Source organism: Blastococcus atacamensis, from assembly GCF_002938425.1.
Taxonomy (GTDB): Bacteria; Actinomycetota; Actinomycetes; order Mycobacteriales; family Geodermatophilaceae; genus Blastococcus; species Blastococcus atacamensis.
Window position 1 is genome coordinate 1 of sequence record NZ_POQU01000100.1, and the last position, 11,992, is coordinate 11,992.

Consider the following 11,992-nt stretch of genomic DNA (forward strand, 5'->3'; position numbering starts at 1 on the left):
GAGTAGACTGGTAGGTGTAGCAATGTGTGTGTATATATTTTTAATGATTCCTCAGTCGTCGAGTTCTACATTAGCCACTTCGTCGGCAGCGTCATAAGTGTAAAAGGGACAGCTCCCACTCCCCCGCCGACGGGACCTCGCCCTGGCGGAGCCCGCCGGCCATGTCCCGCAGGTGCTGGGCGAGCAGCGCGCGGGCCGCGGCCACCCGGCGGACGGCCGAGGTCAGCTGCAGCGGCGGGAACAGCACGGTGGTGACCAGCACGCCGATGACCGCGCCGAGCAGCGTGAGGCCGCCGTAGCTCAACGCATACCTGCCGGGGTCGGCGGCACCGACGGTGAACATGAGGACGGCGGCGAAGCTGACCCAGGTCCGGTGCTCGCCCAGCACCGGCCACCGCTCGACGACGATGGCCAGGGCTACGACCAGCGCGATGGTGAGGGCGCCCGGCAGCGGGGTCGGGGCGGTCACCTCGTGGACCACCACGGCCAGCGCGAAGCCGGTGAGGATGGCCAGCACCGTGCGCCACGCCGCGGCGGCGGAGTCGGCGACCGTGGGGTGCACCGCGATGACCGCGCCGAGCGCGGCGTAGTAGGCGTACTGCGCCAGGGCGGGAGGCAGCAGCGTGGCCACCTGCCAGGCCAGCGCGGCGGCCAGCGCCGCCCGTACACCGCGCTGCATCCAGGGCTCGCGCAGCAGCTCTCTCGTCCGGCTCACTCCCCCAGGATGAGCACCGCGCCGCGGCCGCCGCGCACCGGGACCACCTCAGCTTGCGGGGACCGGCTCCTCGGCCGCGGACGGCGCGTCGACCGGACGTCCCTGCCGACCGCCCCGGGTCACCGTGCGGTCCTCCGCGGTTCCGTACAGCCGACCCTCGAAGGCCTTGACGCCGGCGACCAGCACGATGCTGACCACCACGAGCAGCGACCAGGATCCCAGCTTGGCGGCGTGGACCAGCGTCCAGACCGACTCCTGGTTGGGGTACTGCCAGGCCCGCAGCAGCGTGGCGGCGTTCTCGGCGAGCCAGAGGAAGAAGCCGATGAGCACGAAGGAGAGCGCCAGCGGCATCGCGTAGCGGCGCTCCCCCACCGTGAAGTGGACCCACGTGCGCCAGGTGACGACCAGGAGCGCGAGTGCCAGCGGCACGCGGACGTCGACGGTCACGTGGTGGGTGAAGAAGTTGAGGTAGATCAGCGCGGCCACGGTCGCCGTGGAGCGCAGGCGGTAGTTGGTGATGCGCAGGTCGAAGCGGCGCCACGCCTGGCAGACGTAGCTGCCCACCGCGGCGTACATGAAGCCGCTGTAGAGCGGAACGCCGCCGACCGTGGCCCAGCCGGTGTCGGGATAGGACCAGGAGCTCTGCTCGACCTTGTACAGCTCGAGTGCCAGGCCCACGAGGTGGAAGCCGAGGATGACGGCGACCTCGCGACCGGTCTCCCACCGGACCAGCCACAGCACGAGGGTGACGGCGAGGGACCAGATCAGCAGCGCGTCGGCCGTGTTGATCGGCATCGGCACGACCCGGACGACGGCGAGACCGGCGAAGAAGAGGACGGCGAACAGGCAGCACTGCGCCTCGAGCCAGGCGAACCGCAGGAGCTGCTTCATCGCCGGAAGGGTAAGTCGATCGCCACCGGAAAGCGCTAACCCTGTCACGGGGGCGTCACCTTGGGCCGGCCGAGAAGCGTGGTCGCGCCGCGTCCTGCGCGCTGGCGCACTGCCCTCGAGTAGCGCCGGTTCACGCATGGAAGCACACAAGGAAATAAACACCGTAGGCCCGGGCGACGACCACGGTCGACGGCAAAACGAGCCGCGGTCGTTCGTGAGCCGGCGGACGACGTCGCCAGCCCGCGACGTTGCCGTTTCCGACCGTCGTAACCGGCCAGCGAGACGCAGCCATACCGCTCCGCTGCGAATCATGGGTGGAGATGCCCCGAGGCGTGGGCCTCGGGGCATCCCTCTACTTCTTCCGGGTCGGCGTCTGAGCGAGCGCGCTCGCCGCAGCAGACCGCTGAGCTGCAGTCGCACGCCCACTAGCCAGCGTCCGACCTGCCGCGGAAGCAGCGCGGGCGCTGGTCTGCTCCCGCGAGCCACGCTGCGTCAGCGCGCTCGCGGCAGCAGATTTCTGCGCCGCGGTAGAACGAGGGCTGGCGAGGGTGCGTGCCGCAGCTGATGCCGCGCGGCTGCTCGTTTGCCTTGAGTTTCTTGCCATACGAATCACCTCCTCCCGGTCGTTGCCTAGCGACCGGGAAGGTGATGTCATACGGACTCTCACACCGCGCATGGACATCGTTCCCTGCCGCAGCGAATGCCCGGTTGCCCACGCAGCCGGGCATTCGTTGTCTTGCCCGCGGAGCCATGGGCAAGCCGTTGTGCACCGCCGTCCCGGACTCTCGGAGGAGAGCCCGGGACGGCGGAGGTCCATTCAGCTGCAGCCGCTGGTCGAGCCGCAGCCCTCGCACACGTAGCAGCTGCCGGCCGGGCGCATCTTCGTGCCGCAGGTCATGCACAGCGGCGCGTCGGTGGCGGTCCCGGTGACCAGCTCGAGCAGCTCGGCCGAGGAGTGGGCCTCCTTGACCGACTTCGGGCCCTCGGGGGTGACCTTCTCCTCCACCTTGGCGGTCTCGATCGGCGCGGAGCCACGCAGCTGCTCCAGGTCGACCTCCTCCTCCTGCACGGCGGCGGTCGAGGCCGAGGAGCCGTAGCTGCCGGCGACCTGCGCGGCCCGCTCCTCGGCGGTGAAGATGCCCAGGCCGGCCCGCTTGTCGACGGGCAGGTGGTCCAGCGCCAGGCGACGGAAGATGTAGTCCATCACCGACTGGGCGATCCGGATGTCCGGGTCGTCGGTCATGCCGGCGGGCTCGAAGCGCATGTTGGTGAACTTGGAGATGTAGGTCTCCAGCGGCACACCGTGCTGCAGCGCCAGCGAGATGCCGATCGAGAAGGCGTCCATCACACCGGCGAGGGTCGAGCCCTGCTTGCCGAGCTTCAGGAAGACCTCGCCGAGGCTGCCGTCCTCGTACATCCCGGCGGTCATGTAGCCCTCGGCACCGGCGACGCTGAACGAGGTGGTGACGCTCGTCCGCTTCTTCGGCAGCCGCTTGCGGACGGGGTGCGACAGCGCGGTGGCCGACGGGGCCTCCTCCACCTTGGCCTCGGCCTTCTTGGCCTTGGCGTCGGAGAGCGGCTGACCGACCTTGCAGTTGTCACGGTAGATCGCGAGGGCCTTGAGGCCCATCTTCCAGCCCTGGAAGTAGATGTTCTCGACCTCTTCGACGGTCGCCGTCTCCGGCATGTTGACCGTCTTGCTGATCGCGCCGGAGATGAAGGGCTGGACCGCGGCCATCATGCGGACGTGCCCCATCGGGGAGATGGCCCGCTCGCCCATCGCGCAGTCGAAGACCTCGTAGTGCTCCGGACGCAGGGTCGGGGCGTTCACCACGTGGCCGTGCTCGGCGATGTACTCGACGATCGCCTCGATCTGCTCCTCCTGGTAGCCCAGGCTGCGCAGCGCCCGCGGCACCGTCTGGTTGACGATCTGCATGGAGCCGCCGCCGACCAGCTTCTTGAACTTGACCAGCGAGAAGTCCGGCTCGATGCCGGTCGTGTCGCAGTCCATCATGAAGCCGATGGTGCCGGTGGGGGCCAGCACCGAGGCCTGGGCGTTGCGCCAGCCGTTCTCGGCACCGATCTCCAGGCAGTTCTGCCACTCGGCGGTGGCGGCCTTGAGCACGTCGGCGTCGTCGGCACCGACCGGGCGGATGGCGTCGTTGGCCGCGGCGTGCTTGCGCATGACCCGGGCGTGGGCGTCGGCGTTGCGGGCGAAGCCCTCGTACGCGCCGACGATGCCGGCCAGCTCCGCCGAGCGACGGTAGGCGGTGCCGGTCATCAGCGAGGTGATGGCCGCGGCCAGGCTCTGGCCACCACGCGAGTCGTAGGCGTGACCGGTCGCCATGAGCAGCGCGCCGAGGTTGGCGTAGCCGATGCCCAGCTGGCGGTAGGCGCGGGTGGTCTCGCCGATCGGCTCGGTCGGGAAGTCGGCGAAGCAGATCGAGATGTCCATCGCGGTGATGACCAGCTCGACGGCCTTGACGAAGTTCTTCGAGTCGAAGGTGCCGTCGTCCTTGAGGAACTTCATGAGGTTCAGCGACGCCAGGTTGCACGAGCTGTTGTCCAGGCTCATGTACTCCGAGCAGGGGTTGGACGCGTTGATGCGGCCGGTCTCGGGGTTGGTGTGCCAGTCGTTGATCGTGTCGTCGTACTGGATGCCCGGGTCGGCGCACTCCCACGCGGCCTGGGTGACCTTGCGGAACAGGCCCTTGGCGTCGACGGTCTCGAGGACCGTGCCGTCCATGCGGGCGCGCAGACCGAAGTCGGTGCCCTCCTCGACAGCGCGCATGAACTCGTCGGAGACGCGGACGGAGTTGTTGGCGTTCTGGTACTGGACGCTGGTGATGTCCTTGCCGCCGAGGTCCATGTCGTACCCGGCGTCGCGCAGGGCGCGGATCTTGTTCTCCTCGCGCGCCTTGGTCTCGATGAACTCCTCGATGTCCGGGTGGTCGATGTCGAGGACGACCATCTTGGCCGCGCGACGCGTCGCGCCACCGGACTTGATGGTCCCGGCGGAGGCGTCGGCGCCGCGCATGAAGGAGACCGGGCCGGAGGCGGTGCCGCCGGAGGACAGCAGCTCCTTGGAGGAGCGGATGCGGGAGAGGTTCAGGCCGGCACCGGAGCCGCCCTTGAAGATCAGGCCCTCCTCGCGGTACCAGTTGAGGATCGAGTCCATCTCGTCGTCGACGGCGAGGATGAAGCAGGCGCTGACCTGCTGCGGCGCGCTCGTGCCGACGTTGAACCAGACGGGGCTGTTGAAGCTGAAGTACTGGTGCAGCAGCATCCAGGTGAGCTCGTGCTCGAAGATCTCGGCGTCGCCCTCGGTGGCGAAGTAGCCGTGCTCGCGCCCGGCCTCGGTGTAGGTGAGCACCACGCGGTCGATCAGCTGGCGCAGGCTCGTCTCGCGCTGCGGCTGACCGACCGCCCCGCGGAAGTACTTCGTGGTGACGATGTTGGTGGCGTTGATGCTCCACTCGGCGGGGAACTCGACACCGCGCTGCTCGAAGTTGATCGAGCCGTCGCGCCAGTTGGTCATGACGACGTCGCGGCGCTCCCAGCTCACCTCGTCGTACGGGTGCACACCGGCGGTGGTGAAGACGCGCTTGATCTTGAGGCCCTTGCGGCTGGGCGCCTTGCCTGCGCGGCGGGTGCGGCCGGCCAAGCGGTCGTCGGTCTCGGTCATGGTGTGGAGCTCTCCCTGGTCGTGTGTCGCGTGGTGCTTCGCGGGGCTGCGCGGTGCTGCTGCGCGGTGGTGGATCGGGGGCTGGGGAAGAGCCGCGATCGGTAACTGCTCGAACTGCTGTCTATCGGTCGGCACTGACAGTTCTCAGCCGCCGGAGGGGACGGGGTCCCGGGGTGGCGGCGGTGCCGGATCGGTCGATGTCGGCCCGGCCTCGCGACCCTTGAGCTCGGCGATCTCCCGCTCGAAGTCCGCCACCGAGGTGAAGGAGCGGTAGACGCTGGCGAAGCGGAGGTAGGCCACCTCGTCCAGCTCGCGGAGCGGGCCCAGGATCGCCAGGCCCACCTCGTTGCTGGGGACCTCGGCCGCACCGGTGGCGCGGATGGCGTCCTCGACCTGCTGGGCGAGCAGCTTGAGCTGGCCCTCGTCGACCGGCCGGCCCTGGCAGGCCCGCCGGACGCCGGCGACCACCTTGCTGCGGTTGAAGGGCTCGCTGACGCCGTTGCGCTTGACGACGGCGAGCACCGCCTCCTCGACGGTGGTGAACCGCCGTCCGCACTTCGGGCAGTTGCGACGACGCCGGGTGGTGGCGCCCTCGTCGGCCTCGCGGGAGTCGATGACCCGGCTGTCGGGGTTGTGGCAGAACGGGCAACGCACGGTGGTTCACCTCCTCTCCCGGCCGTCCGCGCGGGGCGGTCCGGCCGATCCCGCCCCGGCAGTCCTGTGGACCTCCCTGGGGACATCCGGTGGATGCGCCGGGGAGAACCTGAGGATCAGCCTGTGGACGGGCTTACAGCTCTGTAACTACTAGATGTAGGGGAACCCTAGGCCGGGCTCCACAATATGTGCAAGCGATCGTTTCCTCGGCGTGTTCCGCCCCGACCCGTACGTGCGCACCCGGAACACCGGCCCCCAGGAGTCACACGACACGCCGGAGCGACCCGCCGGAGACGTCCCCGGAGCAGCCCGCGCACGCGCCGGCGGGCGGCCCTCCGGACACGCACCGACGGCGCCGGAGCCCTCAGGAGGGCCCGGCGCCGTCGGTGGGACGTGCGGTGGTGGAGTCGGCTCAGTGGGCCATCAGCCGCGGGCGGCGGGACTGGGGGGTCTGGTCGCTCAGTCGCATCGGGCGGGTCAGCAACTCCTCGGCCGATCCGCGCCGGGACGAGGGCTCGTCGGCGATCGTCTCCGCAGCCGGCACCGGACGGGCGACGGGCATCGACCAGGTGGCGGTGGCGAGGAGGTCGTCACGACGCTGACGCGACGACGGCGCCGGCTCGTCGACGATCGCCGAGAAGAGCTCCGTGTCCGCCGCGCGGTGGCGACCGGCGTCGGGGTCGGCCGAGGCCGCACGGTGGCGCCCGGGAACCGGCACGGGGACCGACGACGCGGAGGCGCGCCGCACGACGACGTCGTCCGGCGCCCGCCGACGACCGCCGGAGCGAGGGTGTGCGACCTCGGTGACGGCGTGGTCACGGGCCAGCGGGAGACTGGCGGTCGTCTCCACGTCGGCGACCGCACGCCAGACGGCGCGGCTCGCCGGTCGGGCCGGCGCCTGCTGCTCCACGGGGGCCGCGACGGGAACCTCTGGCAGCCGGAGGGCCGCCAGCTCGGTCCAGCCCGTCTCCGCGAGGCCGCGCACCGTCATGCGCACCTGGACCTGGCAGGCGCCGAGTTCGTCGTGCCTCCAGCCGAGAAGTTCTCCGGGCCACCAAGTACCCGACCGGTACACCTCGACGACCTGGGGCTGGTTGGTGAACACCGCTGCGCGGTTCTCCTTGACGCTCGACACAGGAGGGACCGTATGTCGCTGATCAGCACGGATTGTGAATGTCCAGCCACGGAGGGTTGACGAAGTCGCCGCCCAGGGTTGTGAATTCCTTGCCGTGGCGGACCGACCGCCGCGGAACTCCGGCCGCACGGACCCACCTCTGCTCAGGGGAGCTGCAGTACCTGTCCGGGTGCGATCCGTCCGCCGTCCAGCCCATTCAGCTCGACGATGCGGGCGACGACCTCCCGGATGTCCTCGTCGCCCGCCACCGAGCCGGCGATCCCCCACAGCGTGTCGCCGCGCTCGACGACCACACTGCTGGTGCCCATCAGCTCGAGGCCGTCCTCGTCGCCGCCGGAGAGCGCGTCGCCGAGTGCGAGCACCCCGACCCCCAGCGACAGCGCGAGGACCGCGACTAGGCGACGGCCGCGAGCGGTCAGCCGCAGGCGCGGTGCGGGCGCCGACCCGGAACGGGGGCCCGACCGTGCGATCTGCGGCCCGGCAGCCGACGGCCCGGGGACCACGGCGTAGGCGGCCGGCGGCGGGAGCACCCGCAGGTGGCGCTCGGCCCGCAGCTCACCGGCGGCTCCGCGGCCGGCGGCCACCGCCCCGGCACCCGCCGACACCCCGCACTCCGCCAGCGCCATGTTGCTCGTCATCGCCACTCCGCCTCCCACCTGCCGGTACCGCACCGGCGTCGAACGCCTGTTCGAATCGAACGTCTGACGGATGTCTACCGGATGCCGCCGACAGAAGCGACAGGACACGGCACATTCTTCGAACACCTGTTTGAAGTGGGGGCCGTTCGGCGCTACGGTGCTCCTCGACGGACGGACACCCATGTGCTGCGACGCAGCCACGAGGAGGACACGTGACGGACTCGAGCGGGACTCCGGGCGGCACGCAGGAGATGGAATTCACGTCGGCGTCCGTGCGGACCTTCCCCGACCGAGGCGCGGACGGCGACGGCCTCACCCAGCGTCAGCGCCGCGTGCTCGAGGTCATCCGCGATTCGATCGAACGGCGCGGCTACCCGCCCTCGGTCCGCGAGATCGGCGAGGCCGTGGGCCTCTCCTCCGCCTCGTCGGTGGCCCACCAGCTGTCCGTCCTGCAGAAGAAGGGCTGGCTCCGCCGCGACCCCAACCGGCCGCGCGCCCTCGACGTGCGCCTGCCCGGGGAGGCGGGGCGCGCCACCGCGGCGACGGCGGAGCCGCCGCTGATCGCCGATGGCGAGCGGGCATCGGCACCCACGTACGTGCCGCTGGTCGGCCGGATCGCCGCGGGCGGGCCGGTGCTCGCCGAACAGGCGGTCGAGGACGTCTTCCCGCTCCCCCGCGAACTGGTCGGCGAGGGCACCGTCTTCATGCTCAAGGTGGCCGGTGACTCGATGGTCGAGGCGGCGATCTGCGACGGGGACTGGGTGGTCGTGCGCCAGCAGCCGACGGCCGAGAACGGCGAGATCGTCGCGGCGATGATCGACGGCGAGGCGACGGTGAAAACCTACAAGCGCCGCGACGGGCACGTGTGGCTGCTGCCGCACAACCCGGCGTACGAGCCGATTCCCGGCGACGAGGCGACCATCCTGGGCCGCGTCGTCTCCGTCCTCCGCCGGGTCTGACCCGCGTGCCGGTGCGGCGGGACAGGACCGCACCGGCACGCAGCCGAGGGGGCCCCGACGCTCAGGGACGCCGGATGATCCGGCTGCCCACCCACACGACGAGAGTCGCGCCGAGCGCCGCGAGCAGGGCGGCCGGCAACGGCGAGCCCTTCTGCGTGAGGTCGGCGAAGCTCGGTCCGGCCGACTCCGACGTGGTCGTCGGCGCGGCGGTGGCCTGAGCCGGGATCGGCACCTCGGTCACCGCGCTGGGCAGACCCTCGCTCGCCACGACGAGGGTGCGGGGGTCGGCCGCGAAGCTCACCGCCTCGCCCTGGGGCGACTCCGGCAGCGCCACGCGGACCGGAGTGGCGGCGAGCGCTCCGGCCACGTCCGAGCCGGACAGCGGCCACACGTAGGCGTCCGTGTACGTCCGCAGCGCGATGGCGCTGCCGTCGCCCGCCACAGCCCCGCCGGTGATCATCAGCTGACCGGCACGCCCGACGGGGCCGCCCGGGGTGCCCGTGAGGGTGACGTTGACGGTGCTGACGCGCTCCAGCGGAACCGTGCTGCCGTCGACCAGGGGCGCGGCCGGCCGGTACACCCCACTGGAGCCCAGCACTTCCTTGGTCACCAGGTAGGGCGTGCCGTCCGGCGCCATGAGCAGCGCCTCGGCGTCGTGGGCCCCGTCGGGATAGGTCAGCCGGTACAGCGACGTCCCATCCCCCGGCCGCAGCACGTGCAGGGCGACGGTCGAGCGCTCGGTGTTGTTGTCGCCGGTGTCGGCGACCCACACCTCCCCGCCCGGTCCGACGCCGAGATCCTCGGGGTCGAACGGGTCCACCGGCGCGGTCTGCACGTCGGCCACCCGGCAGGCGCCGTCCAGGCCGTGGACGGTCACCTGCGAGCCCCCGTCGTTGAGGGCCAGCATCTGGTCGCCGACCACGACCAGCCCGGACAGCTCGGCGAGCCGCTCGTCGGTCACCGAGCAGCGCACCGTGGGCGCACCGGTCGTCGTCGCCGGCTCCTCCGCCGCCGCGGACGGAACGGTCGCGAACCCGCCGGCCACCACGGTCGCCACGAGGAGCCATCGCCCCCGGGCGCGGCTACGCGGTCGCTCGACCTGGCTTGACACGCACCCAGCGTGACAGAACGACTGCATCGAGTGCATGAACCACGCCCAGCAGGACGATGCCCGCCGCCGCGCCCACCACGGCGTCGGTCACCCAGTGGTAGTCCAGCGCCACCATGGCGACGCCGGTGCCGACCGGTCCGAGGATGCTGAGCCACCAGAAGGCCCGCTGCACGGTCGCCGGCAGCCCGTAGCGCACCGCCTGCCAGCGGGCCACGCCCCACATCACGACGGCGTTGGCCACGTGCCCGGAGGGGAACGAGGCGCCGTCGTCGTGGAAGAAGTAGGAGCCGGGGAAGGCCGGGGCCGTGCGGCCGGTGCCGTGCTTCATCGCGTACACCCCGGCGGTGAGCACGGTGACGGCGATCAGCACCCGCGCCACCGGCAACCAGGCCCCCCGCCGCCAGACGAGGTGACCCACCAGCCCGGCGAGGACGACGAGGATCGTCACGCGGCCGCCCAGCTGGGTCACCAGCCAGATCAGCGGATAGGCGCCCGCATCGCGCAGCCCCCAGTCGCTGACGATCTCCGAGACCCGCAGATCGAGGCGCAGCATGCGCCCGTCGGCCAGCAGGTCGGCGGTGATCAGGCTCCCGACCAGGAGCGCGACGGCCACCAGCCACCACGGGGGCCGACCGACGGAGACCACGGCCGGGGAGCCGGTGACACCGGCGTCCCGGACCGCACTCCTCGTCACGTCGTCACCGTACCGGCCCGTGACCGGATCGTGATCCGGTCACGGGCGCGGCTCAGGCGACCGGGACCGCGAACTCCTCGAGCGCCGCGGCCAGGCTGCCGTCGACCCGCGCGGTGAGCCGGGTGCCGCCGCCCTCGTGCTGCTCGCTGAGCACCTCGCCGTCGCGGTGCACGCGCGAGACGAGGTCGCCCCGCTCGTAGGGCACCAGCACGTCGACGTCGACGTCGGGGTGCGGCAGCCGGTCGGCGATGAGCGCGCGCAGCTCGTCCATGCCGAGGCCGGTGCGGGCCGAGACCCACACGGCGCCGGGCAGCGCCTGCCGGAGGGTGAGGATGGCCTCCTCGTCCATGGCGTCGACCTTGTTCACCACGATGACCTCGGGCACCGACGAGGCGTCGATCTCCTGGAGCACGACGTGCACCGCGTTGATCTGGCCCAGCGGGTCGGGGTCGGCGCCGTCGACGACGTGCAGCAGCAGGTCCGCCGCGGCTACCTCCTCCAGCGTCGAGCGGAAGGCGTCGACCAGCTGGTGCGGCAGGTGCCGCACGAAGCCGACCGTGTCGGTGAGCGTGTACTCGCGGCCGTCGGGCCCCTCGGCGCGGCGCACCGTCGGGTCCAGGGTGGCGAACAGCGCGTTCTCCACCAGCACACCGGCTCCGGTGAGCTGGTTGAGCAGGCTGGACTTGCCGGCGTTGGTGTAGCCGGCGATCGCCACGCTCGGGGTCGCGTTGCGGTCGCGGCTGGACCGCTGGGTCGCCCGCGCGGTCGCCATGCCGGCGATCTCGCGGCGCAGCTTGCTCACCCGCGAGCGGATGCGCCGACGGTCGGTCTCGATCTTGGTCTCACCGGGACCACGGGTACCGATACCGCCACCGCCGGCCACGCGGCCACCGGCCTGCCGGGACATCGACTCACCCCAACCGCGCAGTCGCGGCAGCATGTACTGCATCTGGGCGAGCTCGACCTGCGCCTTGCCCTCACGGCTGGTGGCGTGCTGGGCGAAGATGTCGAGGATCAGCGCGGTCCGGTCGACCACCTTGACCTTGAGCACCTTCTCCAGCTGGTTGAGCTGACCGGGGGTCAGCTCACCGTCGCAGATCACGGTGTCCGCACCCGTGGCGGCCACGATGTCGCGGATCTCGTTGGCCTTGCCCGAGCCCACGTAGGTGGCGGCGTCGGGCTTGTCACGCCGCTGGCTCACGGCCTCGAGGACCTCGGAACCGGCGGTCTCGGCGAGGGCTGCGAGCTCGGCCAGCGACCGGTCGGCGTCGGCCTGGGTGCCCTCGGTCCACACCCCGACGAGCACGACGCGCTCCAGGCGCAGCTGCCGGTCTGACTCTTATACAACTATGAGAGCGCACGAGAACGTGCTAGACCTCGTATGCCGTCTTCTGCTTGAAAAAAAAAAAACACAAACACCATCAATACATAAAATACATCACATATACTATGTAGCAACACAAAAATCAAAATGTCAACGATGACTACAAATAAAAAAACAAAGAACAAA

10 protein-coding genes are annotated in these 11,992 nt (G+C 70.8%); 1 reads left to right on the top strand and 9 read right to left on the bottom strand.

The features are described 5' to 3' along the window. Positions 1–91: 91 nt before the first annotated feature. The 6 genes from C5508_RS17295 to C5508_RS17325 all read right to left on the bottom strand — a co-directional run bounded on the left by C5508_RS17295 (position 92) and on the right by C5508_RS17325 (position 7,718). Positions 92–715 carry an aromatic acid exporter family protein gene (locus C5508_RS17295; RefSeq protein ID WP_157944135.1) on the bottom strand — a complete coding sequence of 208 codons (624 nt, stop codon included), beginning with the start codon at positions 713–715 and terminating at the stop codon, positions 92–94. A 48-nt stretch (positions 716–763) separates the two neighbouring features. After that, positions 764–1,606, bottom strand: a complete 843-nt coding sequence (locus C5508_RS17300) for a DUF817 domain-containing protein (RefSeq protein ID WP_104526177.1) — start codon at positions 1,604–1,606, stop codon at positions 764–766. 817 nt (positions 1,607–2,423) lie between these two features. Next, a complete protein-coding gene (locus tag C5508_RS17310; RefSeq protein ID WP_104526179.1) occupies positions 2,424–5,291 on the bottom strand; it encodes a vitamin B12-dependent ribonucleotide reductase in 2,868 nt (955 codons plus the stop codon). A gap of 144 nt (positions 5,292–5,435) precedes the next feature. Next, positions 5,436–5,945 carry a transcriptional regulator NrdR gene (nrdR, locus tag C5508_RS17315; RefSeq protein WP_104526180.1) on the bottom strand — a complete coding sequence of 170 codons (510 nt, stop codon included), beginning with the start codon at positions 5,943–5,945 and terminating at the stop codon, positions 5,436–5,438. Positions 5,946–6,357: 412 nt separating this feature from the next. Then, positions 6,358–7,080, bottom strand: a complete 723-nt coding sequence (locus C5508_RS17320; protein ID WP_104526181.1) for a hypothetical protein — start codon at positions 7,078–7,080, stop codon at positions 6,358–6,360. Between the two features lie 143 nt (positions 7,081–7,223). Next, on the bottom strand, positions 7,224–7,718 hold the full coding sequence (locus C5508_RS17325) for a LysM peptidoglycan-binding domain-containing protein (protein ID WP_157944136.1): 495 nt from the start codon (positions 7,716–7,718) through the stop codon (positions 7,224–7,226). Between the two features lie 212 nt (positions 7,719–7,930). Here C5508_RS17325 and lexA point away from each other — a divergent pair, with 212 nt between their 5' ends. After that, a complete protein-coding gene (lexA, locus tag C5508_RS17330; protein WP_232797244.1) occupies positions 7,931–8,677 on the top strand; it encodes a transcriptional repressor LexA in 747 nt (248 codons plus the stop codon). Positions 8,678–8,738: 61 nt separating this feature from the next. On the opposite strand, the gene C5508_RS17335 is transcribed toward lexA, so the two are convergent. Genes C5508_RS17335 through hflX form a run of 3 tightly spaced genes read right to left on the bottom strand, consistent with a single transcriptional unit; the run spans position 8,739 to position 11,788 of the window. Continuing rightward, positions 8,739–9,788: a hypothetical protein gene (locus C5508_RS17335; RefSeq protein WP_232797245.1), complete on the bottom strand. Its 1,050-nt coding sequence runs from the start codon at positions 9,786–9,788 to the stop codon at positions 8,739–8,741. Beyond that, a complete protein-coding gene (locus C5508_RS17340) occupies positions 9,760–10,482 on the bottom strand; it encodes a phosphatase PAP2 family protein (RefSeq protein ID WP_104526184.1) in 723 nt (240 codons plus the stop codon). Before C5508_RS17340 ends, C5508_RS17335 begins: the two co-directional genes overlap by 29 nt. 52 nt (positions 10,483–10,534) lie before the next feature. Beyond that, a complete protein-coding gene (gene hflX, locus C5508_RS17345) occupies positions 10,535–11,788 on the bottom strand; it encodes a GTPase HflX (protein ID WP_232797246.1) in 1,254 nt (417 codons plus the stop codon). Positions 11,789–11,992 lie beyond the last annotated feature (204 nt).

Coding starts and splice junctions, on each gene's coding strand:
- C5508_RS17300 (WP_104526177.1), bottom strand. CDS start 1,606: ATGAAGCAGCTCCTGCGGTTCGCCTGGCTCGAGGCGCAGTGCTGCCTG.
- C5508_RS17325 (WP_157944136.1), bottom strand. CDS start 7,718: ATGACGAGCAACATGGCGCTGGCGGAGTGCGGGGTGTCGGCGGGTGCC.
- C5508_RS17310 (WP_104526179.1), bottom strand. CDS start 5,291: ATGACCGAGACCGACGACCGCTTGGCCGGCCGCACCCGCCGCGCAGGC.